This is a genomic window from Aeromicrobium chenweiae, from assembly GCF_003065605.1.
Classification (GTDB): domain Bacteria; phylum Actinomycetota; class Actinomycetes; order Propionibacteriales; family Nocardioidaceae; genus Aeromicrobium; species Aeromicrobium chenweiae.
The window spans coordinates 184,033-201,050 of the sequence record NZ_CP026952.1 but is presented as its reverse complement, the minus strand read 5'-3'; the positions used below and the strand labels follow the sequence as shown (position 1 = coordinate 201,050).

Sequence of the window (17,018 nt, the reverse complement as noted above, 5' to 3'; positions counted from 1 at the left end):
TGAACAGTTCGAAGAGTGCCCGGACGATCCGGCGCACAGCACATCCGGATCGGGGACCTCATGATCGACATGTCTCACGCACGCCTGCGGCGGCCGCTCATCGCCGTCGCGGTGGCCGTCATCCTCAGCCTCTCCGGCGTGGCCGTGACCGCCTCCGCCGAGGCCGACACCGCCGCCAAGGGCGACCCGATCAAGATCTCGATGACCGGCGACGTCGACACCTTCAACCCGTTCACGGCGATCCTGCTGCAGAGCACGGGCATCAACCGCTACCAGTACGAGTCGCTGGTCGGCTACGGCACCGAGAGCGAGCCGGTGCCGGGCCTCGCCGGCACGTGGGAGACCAGCGAGGACGGCAAGACCTGGACGTTCACGATCCCCGACGACCGCATGTGGTCCGACGGCGAGCCGGTCACGGCCAAGGACGTCGTCTACACCTACACGTCGATCATGAAGGACGACGCCCTGCAGGCCGCGAACGGTGGGCTCGTCACCAACATCGCCGACGTGACGGCCCCCGACGACCGCACCGTCGTCATGACGCTCAAGTCGGCGCAGGCCTCGAACCCCGGGCAGGAGATCCCGGTCGTCCCCGAGCACGTCTGGAGCAAGCAGGACCCGGAGACGTTCGCGGCCGACAAGGACGTCGTCGGCTCCGGACCGTTCACGATCACGACCTACAAGACCGGGCAGTCGGTCGAGCTGAAGGCCAACCCGCACTTCTGGCGCGGCAAGCCCAAGATCTCCGGGGTCACGTACGTCGCGTACAAGAACACCGACGCCGCGGTGCAGGGGCTCAAGTCCGGCGAGATCGACCTCGTCGACGGCCTGACGCCTGCGCAGTACAACTCCCTGAAGGGCAGCGACACGATCACCCGCAGCGCCGGCATCGGCCGCCGCTACCAGGCGCTCGCGATCAACCCCGGCACTGTCGACATCGACGGCAAGCCCATGGGCGACGGCAACCCCGCCCTCAAGGACCCGCAGCTGCGCAAGGCGATCTTCATGGCGGTCGACAAGAAGACCCTGGTCGACCGGGTGCTCGAGGGTCTCGGCGACGTCGGGCAGACCGAGGTGCCCAAGTCGTACGAGGCCTTCTTCGGCTTCGGCGAGGGCCACGAGGAGGTCCCGTTCGACCTCGACGCCGCCAACCAGCTGCTCGACGACGCGGGCTACACCCAGGGCTCCGGCGGCATCCGGGAGGACAAGGACGGCAAGCCGCTCAAGCTCCGCCTCATGGGTCGCAACAACGACCCCGCGCACGCGCAGATGGCCGACTTCCTGACCAGCTGGTTCAAGGAGATCGGCATCGGCCTCGACGTCTCGATGGTCACGCCGGACAAGGTCAACGAGGACTCCACGCTCGGCCGGTACGACCTGTACTTCACCGGCTGGAGCCTCGGCCCGGACCCGGACAACCAGCTCGCGATGAACACCTGCGCGTCGCGCCCCAACGCCGACGGCTCGGGCAACACCAGCGAGAACAACTGGTGCTCGAAGGAGTTCGACGCGGCGTACGCCGCACAGCACGCCGAGCTCGACGAGGCCAAGCGCGCCGAGCTCGTCAAGAACGCGTTCAGCATCATCTACGACGCGTACGTCAGCGACCCGATCTGGTACGCCAAGTCCCTCGAGGCGTACCGCAACGACCACTTCACCGGCTTCACGAAGCAGCCCAGCAAGGACGGCGTGATCCTCAACCAGAACGGCTACTGGGGCCTGTACGGCGCCAAGCCCGCGAGTGCCGACAGCGCCTCGGACGACGACGGCGGCCTGCCGGGGTGGGTCATCCCCGTGGGCGTCGTGGTGGTCCTGGTCATCGCCGCGGGCGCGGTCGCCGCCACCCGCCGCAGCAGCACGGCCGAAGACCGGGAGTGAGACGTGGCCGTCATCGAGACGGTCCCCGCGGACAGCGAGGACACGAGGGGGTCCTCGCTGCCGCGGTACCTGGCCCTGAAGGCCGGCGGCGCGCTGACCAGCCTCGCGCTGGTCATCGTGCTGGGCTTCTTCATCTTCCGGATCATGCCCAGCGACCCGGCGATCAACATGACCCGCGGGCGCAAGGTCAGCGCCGACGAGGTCGAGCGCCTGCGCGCGCAGATGGGGCTCGACCAGCCGCTGCTGGTGCAGTTCGGCCACTACGTGCGCGACCTGTTCACCGGTGACCTCGGCACGTCGTACGTCTATCGCCGCCCGGTGTCCGGGCTGATCATGGACTACCTCGGCCCGACGCTGCTCCTGACCGGGATCGCCGCGATCATCTCGATCGTCCTGGGCCTGTGGCTGGGGCAGCGGACGGCGTGGCGGCGCGGCAGCTGGTTCGACAAGATCCACACCGGCATCGCACTGGTGTTCTGGTCGGTGCCGACGTTCTGGCTCGGCCTGCTCCTGCTGCTGCTGTTCGGCGGCGGCCTGCACTGGCTGCCCACCGGCGGCATGTCGACACCGGGGACGCACGAGGGTGGGATCGACCACGTCCTGGACGTCGCGCGGCACCTGGTCCTGCCCGTGACGACGATGGTCGCGGTCATCTACGCGCAGTACCTCATGGTGATGCGCGCCTCCGTGATCGAGGAGATGTCCGCGGACTACCTCACGACCGCCCGCGCCAAGGGCCTGCGCGAGGATCTCGTGCGGACGCGGCACGCGGTGCCCAACGCCCTGCTGCCGACGGTCACCCTCATCTTCCTGACGCTCGGCCTGCTCATCGCCGGCGCGGTCGCCGTCGAGGTGGTGTTCTCCTGGCCCGGGCTCGGCTACCTGACCTACAAGGGCCTCAGCGCACCCGACCTCCCGCTGCTGCAGGGCACGTTCGTGGTGTTCTCGGCCGTCGTCATCGCCATGAACTTCGTCGCGGACCTGGTCTACCGCGTCCTCGATCCGCGCCTGAAGGCCGCATGAGCAGCGCGAGCGGGCGGACGTCCGTCCGGGCCCGCCGTCGGGCCCGGACCCGGGAGGTCCTGCGCGAGATCGCCGGCCACCGGTCGGCCGTGATCGGCGCCGCGATCCTGCTGGTCATCATCGTGCTGGCGCTGCTGGCACCGCTGATCATGCCGATGGACCGCCTCGACGTCACCCGGGTCACCGCCCGGTCCAACGAGTCCCCCAGCGGCGCCCACTGGCTCGGCACCGACCCGTCCGGCCGCGACGTGCTGGGCATCCTGCTGTGGGGATCGCGGGCGTCGCTGCTCGTCGGCTTCGCCGCGACGGCGGTCGCGATGGTCATCGGCACGACCGCCGGCATGGCAGCCGGCCACTTCACCGGGCTCACCCGATCCGTCCTGCTGCGGATCATCGACTTCTTCCTGGTCGTCCCCAGCCTGGTGCTGGCCATCGTCCTGTCGACGGTGCTGTCCCGCGGTCTGCTGACGATCATCATCGCGATCGGCGTCAGCAGCTGGGCCCAGACCGCCCGGGTCGTCCGCGCGCAGACCCTGACGATCGAGACCCGCGCGTACATCGAGCGCTCCCGCGCCCTGGGCGCCGGTGACGTCCACATCCTGCGCCGGCACGTGTTCCCGGCCGTGCTTCCGCTGGTCATGGCCAACACCACCCTCGCGGTCGGCGCTGCGATCATCGCCGAGTCGACGCTCGCGTTCCTCGGCCTCGGCGACCCGACGACGTTCTCGTGGGGATCGATGCTCAAGACCGCCCTCGACACCGGCGCCGCGACCGCCGGCTACTGGTGGTTCGTCCTGTCGCCGGGCATCGCGATCGTCGTCGTGGTGCTGTGCTTCACCCTGATCGGTCGCGCCATCGAGGCCGTCCTGAACCCGACCCTGAGGTCCCGCTGATGACCACCCCACCGACCCTGGCCTGGGACGACGTCCGCATCACGTACCGCGGCGGCCACGTCGCGGTCGACGGGGTGAGCCTGCAGATCGAGCGTGGCGGGACGGTCGGGATCGCCGGCGAGTCCGGCTGCGGCAAGTCGACGATGGCGATGTCCGTCCTTCGCCTGCTGCCCCGCACCGCCCGCGTCGAGGGACGCATCGAGCTGCTCGGCGAGGACATCTCCGACATGTCGTGGGGCCGGCTGCGCGCGGTCCGCTGGACCGAGGCGGCGATCGTCTTCCAGGGCGCGATGCACTCGCTCAACCCGGTGCGGCAGGTCCGCCACCAGATCGCCGAGGCGCTGGAGCTGCACAGCACGGACCGCTTCCCCGACTCCGCCTCCCGGCTGGGCCGGGTCGCCGAGCTGCTCGCGATGGTCGACCTGTCCGCCGCCAAGGGGCGGTGCTACCCGCACGAGCTCTCCGGCGGCCAGCGGCAGCGCGTCATGATCGCGATGGCCCTGGCCTGCGACCCCGAGCTGATCATCGCGGACGAGCCCACCACCGCGCTGGACGTCGTCGTGCAGGCGCAGGTGCTCGACGTGCTCAGCGACCTGGTCCGCGACCGGCACCTGACGCTGGTGATGATCAGCCACGACCTCGCGGTGCTGGCCGCGGTCTGCGAGCGGATCGTGGTGATGCAGCGGGGCCGGATCGTCGAGGAGGGCAAGGCCCGGCAGATCCTCACCGCGCCGCAGCATCCGCACACCCGCGAGCTCGCGGCGGCGTTCCCGGTCATCGGCGACCCGTCCTCCCGGCTCGTCGTCGGCGGCGAGTCCGCCCCGGCCGACGCGTCGCAGACCGACGCCCGCACGGTCCTGGAGGTGCGGGACCTGACGGTGGACTTCCGGGCTCGGGGGCAGCAGGTGCGCGCCGTCGACCACGTCGACCTGTCGTGCGACTCGGGCGAGATCGTCGCGCTGGTCGGGCAGTCCGGCTCGGGCAAGACGACGCTGGCGCGGACGATCCTGGGTCTCCAGCGACCGACCAGCGGGCAGGTGCTGCACGAGGGCAGGCCGCTGCCCAGTCGTCGCGCCGCGCTCAAGGCGTACCGACGACAAGTGCAGTACGTGCTGCAGGACCCGAGCGCCTCCCTCAACCCCAAGCACACCGTGTACGAGGCGGTGGCCGAGGGCATCCGCATCCACGGCCTCGACGGGGACGAGCGCGAACGGGTCGCGAGCGCCCTGACCCGCGCCGAGCTGACGCCGCCGGAGAAGTTCTTCGCCGCGATCCCGCAAGAGCTCTCGGGAGGTCAGCGGCAGCGCGTCGTCATCGCCGGCGCGCTGGCCCTCGACCCGACGTACCTCGTCGCCGACGAGCCCGTCGCGAGCCTGGACGCCTCGGTCCGCGGGGAGATCCTCGCGCTGCTGCTGCAGCTGCGCCGCGACCTGGGCCTGGGAGCGCTGGTGATCACGCACGATCTCGGGCTGGCGTGGAACATCGCCGACCGGGTCGTGGTCATGCACCAGGGACGGATCGTGGAGAACGGACCGGTCGAGCAGGTGCTGCTGGACCCGCAGCACGACTACACCCGATCCTTGCTGAAGGTCGTGCCGTCGCGACTCGGGCTGCAGTGAGGGTGCGTCGCGGCGACCGCGTCGCCCTCGTCGCGCCGGCGGGTCCCGCGCCCGCGGACCAGCTGGCCGCCGCGGTCGAGCTGGTGCGCTCGTGGGACCTGGTGCCCGACGTCCGGCCCAGCGCCACCGCCGTCCACCCGCGCGCCTCGTACCTCTCGGGCTCGGACGCCGTCCGGGCGGCGGACGTGCAGGAGGCGTGGTGCGATCCGGACGTCGCCGCGATCTTCTGCATCCGCGGTGGCTACGGCACGGTGCGGATCCTCGACCTGCTGGACCCCGAAGCCATGGCCGCCGCCCCCGCGAAGCCGCTGTTCGGCAGCTCCGACATCACCGCGCTGCACGAGTGGCTGCGCGAGCGGCTCGGCGCGCCCAGCTGGTTCACCCCGATGATCAGCACCTCGGCGGTGCTCGCGGACGACCTGGCTCGGGCCGGCCTCCGCACCGCGGTGCTCGACCCTGGCGCGGTCCGGCGGTGGACGTCCGACAGCGCGGTCGCCCTCGTCCCCGGGCGCGCGGAGGGCGTCCTGATCGGCGGCAACCTCTCCCTGCTGGCCGCGACGGTCGGGGCACGTGGCAGGCCCGCGCCGGACCATCACGGCTGCATCGCACTGCTCGAGGACTACACCGAGCAGACCTACCGCATCGACGGCTACCTGCAGACGCTTCTCCGCGCGGGCTGGTTCGAGGGCGTCACGGGCATCGCACTCGGCAGCTGGGCCGCGTGCTCACCCGTCGAGGAGATCCATGCGCTGTGCGCCGAGGTGCTCGGGCCCTTGGGCGTCCCGCTCGTCGGCGAGCTCGGCTTCGGGCACGGACCAGCAGCGCACAGCATCCCCCTGGGCGTGGGCGGGACGCTCGTCGCCGAGGGCGCGGCGCCGCACCTGACCTGGTCTGGGAGGCTGGACCGGTGAGTACCCGCCCCGACGGCACCCGGGCACCCCGGTCGGCCACGATCCTCAAGGCGCGGCTGATCGACGCCCACCGCGAGGAGTTCGACGCCGGGCTGCTGTGGGCGTTGTCCGACCCCGCCGTCGAGAACGCGGCCGCGCGCATCACCGGGGCGCGCCGCCGGTTCGTGCTGGGCGCGGCCACCTCGTTCACGTACGCGTCACTGCTGGCCGCCAAGCTGAGCAACGCCCTGGCCCAGGTGATCCTGGTCGACGGGACGATCGTGCGTCCGCTCGACATCTTGTCGGACGTGCGGGCCAGCGACGTCATGATCGTGATCTCGTTCCGCCGCTACCGCAGCTACACGATCGACACCGCCCTGCCGTTCGCCCAGGCCGGTGGGTCGCTCGTGCTGGTGACCGACTCCGCCGACAACCCGCTCGCCGAGCACGCTGCCGAGACCATCGTCATCGGCGGCGGGACCGCCGAGCGGGACGGCGTCGCCGGCGAGCTGAGCATGCACCCCGAGACCCCTGACGTGTCACCGGCGGTCGTCGCGATGGTGATCGACCTGCTGGCCACGTTGTCCAGCGCCAGCGCCAAGGGCGCCAACCGCCGCTTCGCCGAACGGCAGCGGCTCGCCTCCGAGTTAGGACTCCACCGTGACTGAGCATCTCCAGGCCGCCTGCACCCAGCCCGCCGCGATCGAGGCGCTGCAGCTCGCGCCCCTGATCGACGGCCACAACGACCTCGCCTGGGGGGCGCGCGACGCCCGCGCGTACTCCGTCGAGGGCCTCGACGGCGACCTGACCGGCGTCTTCGACACCGACATCGCCCGCCTGCGGCGCGGTGGGGTCGGCGGCCAGTTCTGGTCGGTCTACTCGCCGTCCGACATCCCGCCGGCCGAGGCGGTGACGTACACGCTGGAGCAGATCGACTTCGTGCACCGGCTGATCGAGCGCTACCCGGACGCGTTCTCGTATGCCTGGAGCGGCGACGACGTGCGCCGGGCCTGGCGCGACGGCCGGGTCGCGTCGCTGATCGGCGCGGAGGGCGGGCACAGCATCGACGGCTCGCTCGCGGTGCTCCGCGAGCTCGCCCGCCTCGGCGTCCGCTACATGACGCTGACGCACAACGACAACACCCCGTGGGCCGACTCGGCCACCGACGAGCCCGTCCACGGCGGCCTGACCGACTTCGGTCGCGAGGTGGTCGCCGAGATGAACCGCGTCGGCATGCTGGTCGACCTCTCCCACGTGGCCGCGACGACGATGCACGACGCGATCGACGTCTCGTCGGCACCGGTGATCTTCAGCCACTCGTCGTGCCGCGCAGTGACCGACCGGCCCCGCAACGTGCCCGACGACGTCCTCGAGCGGCTGCCGGCCAACGGCGGCGTCATCATGGTCGCGTACGTGCCGTACTTCGTGAACCAGGACGTCGCGCAGTGGTCCGACACCGACCGGAGCACTCCCGCCCCGCGCTCGACCGTCGACGACGTCGTGGCGCACATCGAGCACGCCAGGGACGTCGCCGGCATCGACCACATCGGCATCGGCAGCGACTACGACGGCGTCGACATCTTCCCCGAGGGCATGGGCGACGTGACCGGGCACGCAGTGGTCCTCGACCGCCTGGCCGAGCGCGGCTGGTCCGCCGGCGACCTCGCCAAGCTCATGGGCGACAACGTCCTGCGCGTCCTGGACGCCACCGCGGGGGACTGACCGTGCCGGGCGTGGACGACCTGCTGGGCCGCGTCCGCGACCTGGTCACCGACGACGGCCGGACGATCGTCGGCATCTGCGGTGCCCCCGGGTCGGGCAAGACCACCGTGGCGAAACGGCTGGCATCGCGACTGACCGCCGACGGCGTCCCGGCCGTGCGGGTGCCCATGGACGGCTTCCACCTGTCCGACGACGTGCTCCGGGCGCGCGGGCTGCTCGACGTCAAGGGTGCGCCCCAGACGTTCGACGCGTACGGGTTCCTCGCGCTGCTGGCCAGGCTTCGGACCGAGACCGACCACCCCGTGTACGCGCCGGGGTTCGAGCGCACGCTGGAGCAGCCCATCGCCGCCGCGATCGCGGTGGACCCGGGCGTGCGCGTCTTGGTGACCGAGGGCAACTACCTGCTCGACGCCGACGACCCGTGGCCCCTGGTCCGCGAGGCCCTGGACGAGGTCTGGTTCGTCGACCTCGACGACGACCGCCGGCGCGCCCGGCTCGTCGACCGCCACGTGAAGTTCGGCAAGAGCCGCGACGAGGCGCAGGCGTGGGTCGATCGCGTCGACGAGCCGAACGCGCGCCGCGTCATCGCCCGGCGCGACACCGCCGACCTGGTCATCCACGAGGGCTGAGCCGCCGAGGGGGACGGACGATGAGGGTTTCGGGTAGGAGCAGCAGCCGCTTTCCCTCATCCTCGGTCCGGACCGCCACCGAGACCGACCTGTCGCACAAAGCCGCGCGGTCGACCGTCTGCAACCCCGTCCGTGGGGTAGTGGACGGACATGAAGCTCTTTCGTGGAATCGCCGCCGCCGGGATCGCCCAGAAGGTCTACCGGGAGGCCCGCAAGCCCCAGAACCAGGCCCGGATCAAGTCCGCGGTCAGCAAGGTGCGGTCCCGGGGCAACCGGCCTCGGTGATCCGAGGACCGGTCACCGCCGGTGTCAGGCGTTCGGGTTGGACGCCTTGAGGAACGTGTCGCTGAACAGGTCGAACTCGTCGTCCTTCGCCCGCCCCGTGCCGGCGCCCTTGAGCAGGCTGACCAGCTCGCCCGCCGCGCGGTCGATCCGGGCCCCGAGGGCATCCGAGCCGTCGGTGCCCCAGTCGTACGGGGACGCGAAGACGCCGGTCGGGACGACGAGCGCCTGCATGTACGCCATCAGCGGGCGCAGCGAGTGGTCGATCGCGAGCGAGTGACGGGCGGTCCCGCCGGACGCTGCGAGCAGCACCGGCTTGCCGATCAGGACGTCGCTGTCGAGCGCGTCGACGAACGACTTGAACAGTCCCGGGTACGATGCCTTGAAGATCGGCACCGCGATCACGAGGCCATCGGCGGCGACGACCTTGTCGATGACGTCCTGCAGGCGCGGCGAGGCGAACCCCATCAGGGACGCGTCGGTGATGTCGTGCGCGAGCTCGCGCAGCGACACCACCTCGACGGACACGTCACCGGACTGCCGGCCGATCGACTCGACGATCCGGTCGGCGAGCATGCGGGTGGACGACGGGTCGCTGAGGCCCGAGGAGATGGCGACGACGCGGGTCATGCGGACACCTCCTCGGTGGTCTCGGCGGACGCCCGCTTGGCTGCGACGCGCGCCTCGTGGTTCGGTGCGTCCGGGACCTCCGCGGGACGCCGGGCGTCGAACTCCGCGCGCAGGGTCGGCAGCACCTCGCCCAGCTCGTCGAGCTGCTCCAGCACCGTCTTGAGCGGCAGGCCGGCGTGGTCGACGAGGAACAGCTGGCGCTGGTAGTCACCGAAGTAGTCGGCGAAGGCCAGCGTCTTCTCGATGAAGTGCTGCGGGCTGCCCACGGTCAGCGGCGTCTGCGCCGAGAAGTCCTCCAACGACGGGCCGTGACCGTACACCGGGGCGTTGTCGAAGTACGGCCGGAACTCGTTGACCGCATCCTGGCTGTTCTTGCGGATGTAGAACTGGCCACCGAGGCCGACGATCGCCTGCTCCGGCGTGCCGTGCCCGTAGTGGGCGTACCGCTGCCGGTAGAAGTTGATGAGCCGGATGTAGTGCTCCTTGGGCCAGAAGATGTTGTTCGCGAAGAACCCGTCGCCGTAGAACGCGGCGAGCTCGGCGACCTCCGGCGTACGGATGTTGGCGTGCCAGACGAACGGCGGGACGCCGTCGAGCGGGCGCGGGGTCGCGGTGAAGCCCTGCAGCGGGGTGCGGAACGAGCCCTCCCAGCTGACGACCTCCTCGTCCCAGAGGCGACGCAGCAGGTGGTAGTGCTCGACGGTCAGCTCGACCGCCTTGGAGCCGTCGTAGCCGAACCACGGGTAGACCGGGGCGGTGTTGCCGCGGCCGAGCATGAGGTCCATGCGGCCGTCCGACAGGTGCTGCAGCGTCGCGTAGTCCTCGGCGATCTTGACCGGGTCGTTGGTCGTGATCAGCGTCGTGGACGTCGACAGGATGAGCTTCTCGGTCTGCGCGGCGATGTACGCCAGCGTGGTCGTCGGGGACGACGGGACGAACGGCGGGTTGTGGTGCTCGCCGGTCGCGAAGACGTCCAGACCGATCTCCTCGGCCTTCTTGGCGATCGTGATCGTCGCCTTGATGCGCTCGTGCTCGGTCGGCGTCGTGCCGTTCGTGGGATCGGGGGTGACATCACCGACCGTGAACAGTCCGAACTGCATGCTGGTCATCCGGGTCTCCTTCGCCAAGTCCCTGAGTGGGCTTGTTGAAACTTAAACTAGATTACCATCGCGCGTATTCCCGCGCGGATCACGCTGCTCACACCCGCTTCTGCCAGCCGCCCTCGTACCCGATCGCACGGAAGCCCATCGCCTCGTTGACGTCGAGCATCGGCCGGTTCTCCTCGGCGTTCCAGGTCACGACCGCCTCGACCTCGGGCGCGTGACGCAGCAGCAGGTCCGTCGTCGCGAGCTTCAGGGCCGTTCCCAGCCGTCGCCCACGGCGCTCACGCAGCACCAGCGTGTCCTCCTGGATCGCCACCGTCCCGGCATCGGAGCAGATGAGCTCGGAGAACCCGACCAGCGCGCCGGACGGCACGTGCTCGACGGCCGCGGTCAGCATCGTCCGCCCGCTGCCGGCGATCCGCTCGTCGTGCTCGCGGATCCGAGCGGCGTCCCACGGATCCGCGACTGCCACCAAGCCGGCCGAGGGGGCGTCCGTGCTCATCCGCGTGCGCAGGACCGCGAGGTGGCCGACCCATCCCGCCGGCGTGGGCCCGACCCAGGTGATGACGCGGTGGTCGGCGCCCGGTCCGGCCGAGACGCGCGGCACGGCGGCGGCCGCGGTGTCGAGCGTGCTGATGCGGGTGATCTGCTCGAGCGCGTAGCCGTGCGACGTCAGGAACCGCACCCCCGCGTCGGCCGCGGACACGTCCCCGAAGCCGGTCGGTGACGCGAGCCGCTCACCGCCGGGAGCCGCGGAGTGGGGCACCGCGACCTTCAGCACGTGCGCCGCCGACTCGACGGCGGCCTGCTCCACCGTCCGCAGGATCGCCGCGCCGATGCCGCGCCCGCGGTGCGAGGGCAGGACGTCGACCATCAGGTACGCGCCGTTGTCGGGCACGTGGGGACGCAGCGTGACCATGCCCCGACCGACGATCCGGCCGTCGTCCCTGACCACGAAGTGCCGGCGGACGCGGTGCGGGTTGTCGCGGTACTCCGCGAGGATCTCCGGCGGCGCCATCGACAGCAGGCCCGTGCCGAGGGTGTGGGTCTCGACCGCGTTGCGCACCGCGGCGTACTCCAGGAACTGCTCGGCGCCCGCCGCCTCGAGCGACTCGGGCATCGAGATCTCGTCGACCGCGTACGTCATGGGGCCTCAGCCTACGAGGTCACGAAGGGCCGCGTCGGAGGCGAGCAGCGCCTCGCGGTCGTAGGTGGAGGTGGACGCCATGAGCTCGTCGGCACCGGTGCGGGCGGCGAGGTCGTCGAGCATCCGCCGGACCGTGCGGGGCGAGCCCGCGACCGCGCTGTCGAGGGACGACTCGACGCGGTGGCGGACCTGCGAGGTCCACGGCTGCGCGCGGATCGACTCGACCGGCTCCAGGGGTGGGAACTCCCCCGTCTGCCGGGACCGGGCCATCGCCCACGCCTCCGGCAGCGCCAGCTCGCGGGCGGTCGCGTCGTCGTCCGCGACAGTGACGTCGAGCGAGATCGTGATGTACGGGTCGGCGGCCTGCTTGCTGGGGCGGAAGTCGCGCCGGTACGCCTCGATGGCCTCGCGGCCGGCGTCCTTCATCAGGATCGGGCCGCCCACCACGACCGGGAGACCGGCGCGGGCGGCGATCTGCATGCCCTGGCCGGTGGCCAGGACCGAGACCGGGACCGGTGCGGTCGCCGCGGGGTGCGCGGTGACCGCCGCCTCGCCGTCGAGCAGGTGACGCAGCTCGTCCAGGTCGTCCTCGAACGTGTCGGCGGCGTCCAGCTCGTGCCGCAGGGCACGGCGTACCGCGGCGGTGAACCCCAGCGAACGGCCCACGCCGAGGTCGACCCGGCCGGGGAACAGCGCGTCCAGCATGAGGAACTGCTCGGCGACGACGAGGGGCTGGTGGTTGGGCAGCATCACCCCGCCCGAGCCGATGCGGATGCTCTCGGTGTGGGCGCCGATCGCCGCGAGGAGGACCGCCGGCGATCCGCTGGCGATGCCCGGGACGGCGTGGTGCTCGGCGACCCAGAAGCGGTCGTACCCGAGCCGCTCGGCGTTGACGGCTCGCTCGACCGAGCCGGTCAGGCCCTCGCGCTCGGGATGTCCCGCGCGGGTCCTCGACCGGTCGAGCAGCGAGAGCCTCACGCCGGGTCCGACACGTCGATCAGCACCTTGCCGACGAAGCCGTCCTCAACGGCGGCGTGCGCCTCGGCCGTGCGCTCCAGCGGGAACCGGGCGATCGGCAGTCCGGCGTCCTCGCCGACCGGCAGGATCCCGGCCTCGGCGGCCGCGGTGATGTCCTCCGTAGCGGCCCGCAACGCCTGCGGGGTCAGCGTGTAGAGCAGGAGGAACTGGTAGCGGACGTTGAGCGCGAAGTGCGCGCGGACGTCGAGCTCCATGCGGTCGCCGCCGTTGTTGGCGTAGACCGCGACGGTTCCGTGGTTCGCGATGACCGCCTGGTTGAGCGGTGCGTTCACGGCCGGCGCGACCTCGACGACGAGGTCCACCCCGTCCGGGGCGACCTCGCGGATCGCGGCGGCCGCGTCGCCCGCGGTGTAGTCGACGGTGTGGTGCGCGCCGGCGGCTGTCGCGAGCGCGGCCTTGGCCGGGCTGCTGATCGTCGTGACGACTGTCGCGCCCGCCCAGCGCGCGAGCTGGATGGCTGCGTGGCCGACCGCGCCTGCACCACCGGCCACGAGCACCGTGCGTCCCTTGAGCGCATCCGGCGTCAGGCGCGTGGGTCCGCCGTCAGCCACCGTCAGTGCGCGGTGCGCGGTCACGGCGGGAACGCCGAGCGAGGCGCCGAGGTCGAACGACGCGCCGTCGGGCAGCCGCACGACGCGGTCCGCGGGGACGACCGCGACCTCCTGCGCCGTCCCGGTGGGTCGGCCGTGGGCGGAGAGGAGCATCCACACACGGTCACCGACGGCGACCGTGTCGACGCCGGGACCCACGGCGTCCACGACACCGGCGCCGTCCTGGTTCGGCACGATCTCCGGGAACGCCAGCGCCTGGCCCGTCGCGCCGGCGCGGCTCTTCCAGTCGGTCGGGTTGACCCCGGACACGACGACGCGCACGCGCACCTCGCCCGCTCCCGGCTCGGCGGCCTCACGCTCGACGAGCTGGAGGACGGACGGCGCCCCGGTCTGGCTGTAGACGATTGCTCTCATGACGGTTGCAACGCCACCGCCCGCGAGATGTTCCATCCGCCCGCCGTCGGGCCGGTGTCCGACCGGTGTCGGATTCCCACGGGACCGTGGGGTTTGGTCACTTCCCTCGGGTCACAACACGAGGGGAGTGACGAATTCCCACGGTACCGTGGGAAACCGTCAACCCCGGCGCGGCGGTCAGCGGTGGGTGGCGAAGAACTCCTGGAGGAGCGCGGTGGACTCCGGGGCGCGTACGCCGCTCCGCACCTCGGGGCGGTGGTTGAGCCGGCGGTCGCGGACCACGTCCCACAACGAGCCGACCGCACCTGCCTTGTCGTCCCACGCGCCGAAGACCAGCCGGTCGAGGCGTGCGGCGACGATGGCGCCCGCGCACATCGTGCACGGCTCCAGCGTGACCACCAGCGTGCAGCCCTCGAGGCGCCACTCACCTCGGGCAGCCGCCGCCTCCCGGATCGCCACGATCTCGGCGTGCCCGGTCGGGTCGCCGTCGCGCTCGCGGGTGTTGCGGCCCCGGCCGATGACCGCGCCGGAGGGGTCGACGACGAGGGCGCCGACGGGGACGTCCCCCTCGGCCACGGCGGAGCGGGCGAGGTCGAGCGCCTCACCCATCAGCTGGTCGTACGTCACCCGATGATGGCCTCGAGCTGGGCGGCGAAGCCGAGACGGCCGGCCACGTCCATCAGGATGTCCTCCGGGTAGAGGTCCTCGTCGTCGCAGAGCCCCCCGAGGTCCGCGGCCGACATCCCGAGGTCGCTGAGGATCGCGATGTCACCGACCGCGAGCGGCTCGTCGTCGTCGGTGTCCACGTCGAGCAGCTCGGCGACCTCCGCGGCCAGCGACCAGTCCTCGACGGCGGTCACGTCCGACAGCATCGCGCGCACCTCGGTGCCCCAGCGCCGCAGGATCACGAAGAAGTCGTCGTTCACCGAGACGATCCCCAGCACGCCGACGTCGGAGGGGAACCGGGCGAGCGCCTCGCTCAGCTCCTCGAGGTCCTCGGCGATGTCCGGGTTCAGCTCGACCACGTGCCACCGGTTGTCGTCACGGTAGGCGGCAACCGCGAAGTCGACGTCGTCCTCGGCCACGGATGCCTCCTGTTGTGAACGTCTCCCTGCGATGGTGACAGGTCGCGGATGCTCGACGCTACTCTCAAGTCATGCAGGTACACGTCGCCGACCACCCACTCATCTCGCACAAGCTCACCGTGCTGCGTGACGAGAGCACCGACTCTCCCACGTTCCGGCGGCTGGTCGACGAGCTCGTGACCCTCCTGACGTACGAGGCCACCCGCGACGTCCGGGTCGAGCCCGTCGACGTCCAGACCCCCGTCGCGATGGCTCGCGGCGTACGCCTGACCGAGCCGCGCCCGCTCGTCGTCCCGATCCTGCGCGCGGGCCTCGGCATGCTCGAGGGCATGCAGCGGCTGCTCCCGACCGCCGAGGTCGGCTTTCTCGGCATGGTCCGCAACGAGGAGACGCTGGAGGCGGTGACCTACGCCGAGCGCCTGCCCGACGACCTGACCGGACGCCAGTGCTACGTCCTCGACCCGATGCTGGCGACCGGCGGCTCGCTCGCCGCAGCCATCAACTTCCTGGTCAAGCGCGGCGCGAACGACATCATCGCCATCACGATCCTGGCCACGCCCGAGGGCATCTCGCGCATCGAGTCCGACCTCCAGGGGGTCGACGTGCCGGTGACCCTCGTGACCGCGGGCCTCGACGACGGCCTCGACGAGCGGGCCTACATCGTCCCGGGCCTCGGGGACGCCGGCGACCGCCTGTACGGCGTCGCCGACTGACCCCGACCCCTACAGCGCCTTGAGGATGTCCTCGACGCGCTCCTTGGCGTCACCGAAGAGCATCTGCGAGTTGTCCCGGAAGAACAGCGGGTTCTGGACGCCCGCGTAGCCCGTGGCCATCGACCGCTTGAAGATCACGACGTCGGCGGCCTCCCAGACCGTCAGGACCGGCATGCCCGCGATGGGGCTGGACGGGTCCTCGGTCGCGGCGGGGTTGACGGTGTCGTTGGCGCCGATGACCAGGACGACCGAGGTGTCCTTGAAGTCGTCGTTGATCTCGTCCATCTCCAGCACGATGTCGTACGGGACCTTGGCCTCGGCCAGCAGGACGTTCATGTGGCCGGGCAGGCGGCCGGCAACGGGGTGGATGCCGAACTTGACGTCGACGCCGCGGTCGCGGAGCTTGCGCACCAGGTCCGCGACCGGGTACTGCGCCTGCGCGACCGCCATGCCGTAGCCCGGGGTGATGATCACCGAGGACGCGTTCTTGAGCAGCTCGGCGGTGTCCTCGGCGGTGATCTCGCGGTAGTCGCCGTAGTCCTTGTCGTCCGCGGGACCGGCCTCGATGCCGAAGCCGCCGGCGATGACCGAGATGAACGAGCGGTTCATCGCCTGGCACATGATGTACGACAGGTACGCACCCGAGGACCCGACGAGTGCGCCGGTGACGATCAGCGCGTCGTTGTTGAGCAGGAAGCCCGACGCGGCGGCGGCCCAGCCGGAGTACGAGTTGAGCATCGACACGACGACGGGCATGTCGCCGCCGCCGATCGAGGCCACGAGGTGCCAGCCGAGCGCCAGGGCAACGACGGTGACCGCGATCAGCAGCCACAGGGCGGGGCTGATGACGAACCAGACCGTCAGCGCGACGAACAGGACCAGCGCGCCGAGGTTGATGTAGTTCTTGCCCGGCAGCATCAGGGGGTTCGACTTGATGCGCGCCGACAGCTTGAGGAACGCCACGATCGAGCCGGTGAACGTGACCGCGCCGATGAAGACGCCGACGAACACCTCGGCGTTGTGGATGTCCTCGAGCGACTGCAGCCCGAACGACTGGTGCTCCAGGTAGCCGTTCCAGCCGACCAGCACCGCGGCGAGGCCGACGAACGAGTGCAGCAGGGCGATGAGCTCGGGCATCCCGGTCATCTCGACGACGCGGGCGCGCCACAGGCCGATCGCGGCGCCGATGACCACGGCGATGAGCAGCAGGACGACCGAGGTGGTCTCGGCCAGGTCGGCGACCAGGATGAACGTCGCGACGAGGGCGATCGTCATGCCGGAGATGCCGAACAGGACGCCCTGCGAGGCGGTCTCGTGCTTGGACAGCCCCGCCAGGGACAGGATGAACAGCAGCGACGCGACGATGTACGCGGCGGTGGCGATGCTTGCGGAATCCATGGT

The 17,018-nt window shown here is 71.1% G+C and carries 18 protein-coding genes; 10 read left to right on the top strand and 8 right to left on the bottom strand.

The window, feature by feature from the left end:
• Positions 1–69: 69 nt before the first annotated feature.
• The 9 genes from C3E78_RS00945 (at position 70) to C3E78_RS18685 (ending at position 8,939) form a co-directional block, all read left to right on the top strand.
• Entirely contained in the window at positions 70–1,878 is a 1,809-nt protein-coding gene (locus tag C3E78_RS00945) for an ABC transporter substrate-binding protein (protein ID WP_159085764.1), read from the top strand.
• A gap of 3 nt (positions 1,879–1,881) precedes the next feature.
• Positions 1,882–2,901: an ABC transporter permease gene (locus C3E78_RS00940; RefSeq protein ID WP_235833730.1), complete on the top strand. Its 1,020-nt coding sequence runs from the start codon at positions 1,882–1,884 to the stop codon at positions 2,899–2,901.
• On the top strand, positions 2,898–3,794 hold the full coding sequence (locus C3E78_RS00935; RefSeq protein WP_108576553.1) for an ABC transporter permease: 897 nt from the start codon (positions 2,898–2,900) through the stop codon (positions 3,792–3,794). The genes C3E78_RS00940 and C3E78_RS00935 overlap by 4 nt, the downstream gene beginning before the upstream one ends.
• Entirely contained in the window at positions 3,794–5,413 is a 1,620-nt protein-coding gene (locus tag C3E78_RS00930; RefSeq protein ID WP_108576552.1) for a dipeptide ABC transporter ATP-binding protein, read from the top strand. Before C3E78_RS00935 ends, C3E78_RS00930 begins: the two co-directional genes overlap by 1 nt.
• Positions 5,410–6,324 carry a S66 peptidase family protein gene (locus C3E78_RS00925; protein WP_199906892.1) on the top strand — a complete coding sequence of 305 codons (915 nt, stop codon included), beginning with the start codon at positions 5,410–5,412 and terminating at the stop codon, positions 6,322–6,324. The genes C3E78_RS00930 and C3E78_RS00925 overlap by 4 nt, the downstream gene beginning before the upstream one ends.
• Positions 6,321–6,971 (top strand): MurR/RpiR family transcriptional regulator, encoded by a 651-nt coding sequence (locus C3E78_RS00920; RefSeq protein ID WP_108576551.1) that lies wholly within the window; start codon positions 6,321–6,323, stop codon positions 6,969–6,971. The genes C3E78_RS00925 and C3E78_RS00920 overlap by 4 nt, the downstream gene beginning before the upstream one ends.
• Positions 6,964–8,025 (top strand): dipeptidase, encoded by a 1,062-nt coding sequence (locus C3E78_RS00915; protein ID WP_108576550.1) that lies wholly within the window; start codon positions 6,964–6,966, stop codon positions 8,023–8,025. Before C3E78_RS00920 ends, C3E78_RS00915 begins: the two co-directional genes overlap by 8 nt.
• 11 nt (positions 8,026–8,036) lie before the next feature.
• On the top strand, positions 8,037–8,654 hold the full coding sequence (locus C3E78_RS00910) for a nucleoside/nucleotide kinase family protein (RefSeq protein WP_108580685.1): 618 nt from the start codon (positions 8,037–8,039) through the stop codon (positions 8,652–8,654).
• Positions 8,655–8,804: 150 nt separating this feature from the next.
• On the top strand, positions 8,805–8,939 hold the full coding sequence (locus C3E78_RS18685; RefSeq protein ID WP_268916163.1) for a hypothetical protein: 135 nt from the start codon (positions 8,805–8,807) through the stop codon (positions 8,937–8,939).
• 24 nt (positions 8,940–8,963) lie between these two features.
• On the opposite strand, the gene C3E78_RS00905 is transcribed toward C3E78_RS18685, so the two are convergent.
• The 7 genes from C3E78_RS00905 to C3E78_RS00875 all read right to left on the bottom strand — a co-directional run bounded on the left by C3E78_RS00905 (position 8,964) and on the right by C3E78_RS00875 (position 14,904).
• On the bottom strand, positions 8,964–9,566 hold the full coding sequence (locus tag C3E78_RS00905) for a CE1759 family FMN reductase (protein ID WP_108576549.1): 603 nt from the start codon (positions 9,564–9,566) through the stop codon (positions 8,964–8,966).
• Positions 9,563–10,666 (bottom strand): LLM class flavin-dependent oxidoreductase, encoded by a 1,104-nt coding sequence (locus C3E78_RS00900; protein ID WP_108580684.1) that lies wholly within the window; start codon positions 10,664–10,666, stop codon positions 9,563–9,565. The genes C3E78_RS00905 and C3E78_RS00900 overlap by 4 nt, the downstream gene beginning before the upstream one ends.
• Before the next feature lie 97 nt (positions 10,667–10,763).
• The gene (locus tag C3E78_RS00895; RefSeq protein ID WP_108576548.1) at positions 10,764–11,816 is read right to left on the bottom strand and encodes a GNAT family N-acetyltransferase; all 1,053 of its coding nucleotides are present in this window, start codon (positions 11,814–11,816) and stop codon (positions 10,764–10,766) included.
• 6 nt (positions 11,817–11,822) lie between these two features.
• Positions 11,823–12,794 carry an LLM class flavin-dependent oxidoreductase gene (locus C3E78_RS00890; RefSeq protein ID WP_108576547.1) on the bottom strand — a complete coding sequence of 324 codons (972 nt, stop codon included), beginning with the start codon at positions 12,792–12,794 and terminating at the stop codon, positions 11,823–11,825.
• Positions 12,791–13,819, bottom strand: coding sequence for an NADPH:quinone reductase (locus C3E78_RS00885; RefSeq protein WP_108576546.1), 1,029 nt, complete (start codon positions 13,817–13,819; stop codon positions 12,791–12,793). Before C3E78_RS00885 ends, C3E78_RS00890 begins: the two co-directional genes overlap by 4 nt.
• A gap of 177 nt (positions 13,820–13,996) precedes the next feature.
• Positions 13,997–14,428 carry a nucleoside deaminase gene (locus tag C3E78_RS00880; protein ID WP_108580683.1) on the bottom strand — a complete coding sequence of 144 codons (432 nt, stop codon included), beginning with the start codon at positions 14,426–14,428 and terminating at the stop codon, positions 13,997–13,999.
• Positions 14,429–14,442: 14 nt separating this feature from the next.
• Complete coding sequence (locus C3E78_RS00875; RefSeq protein WP_108576545.1) at positions 14,443–14,904, bottom strand: tRNA adenosine deaminase-associated protein; 462 nt, start codon at positions 14,902–14,904, stop codon at positions 14,443–14,445.
• Between the two features lie 71 nt (positions 14,905–14,975).
• Here C3E78_RS00875 and upp point away from each other — a divergent pair, with 71 nt between their 5' ends.
• A complete protein-coding gene (gene upp / locus C3E78_RS00870; RefSeq protein WP_108576544.1) occupies positions 14,976–15,617 on the top strand; it encodes a uracil phosphoribosyltransferase in 642 nt (213 codons plus the stop codon).
• A gap of 9 nt (positions 15,618–15,626) precedes the next feature.
• On the opposite strand, the gene pntB is transcribed toward upp, so the two are convergent.
• Complete coding sequence (gene pntB, locus C3E78_RS00865; RefSeq protein ID WP_108576543.1) at positions 15,627–17,015, bottom strand: Re/Si-specific NAD(P)(+) transhydrogenase subunit beta; 1,389 nt, start codon at positions 17,013–17,015, stop codon at positions 15,627–15,629.
• Positions 17,016–17,018: the final 3 nt, after the last annotated feature.

Coding starts and splice junctions, on each gene's coding strand:
- C3E78_RS00900 (WP_108580684.1), bottom strand. CDS start 10,666: ATGCAGTTCGGACTGTTCACGGTCGGTGATGTCACCCCCGATCCCACG.
- C3E78_RS00945 (WP_159085764.1), top strand. CDS start 70: ATGTCTCACGCACGCCTGCGGCGGCCGCTCATCGCCGTCGCGGTGGCC.
- pntB (WP_108576543.1), bottom strand. CDS start 17,015: ATGGATTCCGCAAGCATCGCCACCGCCGCGTACATCGTCGCGTCGCTG.
- C3E78_RS00905 (WP_108576549.1), bottom strand. CDS start 9,566: ATGACCCGCGTCGTCGCCATCTCCTCGGGCCTCAGCGACCCGTCGTCC.
- C3E78_RS18685 (WP_268916163.1), top strand. CDS start 8,805: ATGAAGCTCTTTCGTGGAATCGCCGCCGCCGGGATCGCCCAGAAGGTC.
- C3E78_RS00930 (WP_108576552.1), top strand. CDS start 3,794: ATGACCACCCCACCGACCCTGGCCTGGGACGACGTCCGCATCACGTAC.
- C3E78_RS00935 (WP_108576553.1), top strand. CDS start 2,898: ATGAGCAGCGCGAGCGGGCGGACGTCCGTCCGGGCCCGCCGTCGGGCC.
- C3E78_RS00895 (WP_108576548.1), bottom strand. CDS start 11,816: ATGACGTACGCGGTCGACGAGATCTCGATGCCCGAGTCGCTCGAGGCG.
- C3E78_RS00880 (WP_108580683.1), bottom strand. CDS start 14,428: ATGGGTGAGGCGCTCGACCTCGCCCGCTCCGCCGTGGCCGAGGGGGAC.
- upp (WP_108576544.1), top strand. CDS start 14,976: ATGCAGGTACACGTCGCCGACCACCCACTCATCTCGCACAAGCTCACC.
- C3E78_RS00885 (WP_108576546.1), bottom strand. CDS start 13,819: ATGAGAGCAATCGTCTACAGCCAGACCGGGGCGCCGTCCGTCCTCCAG.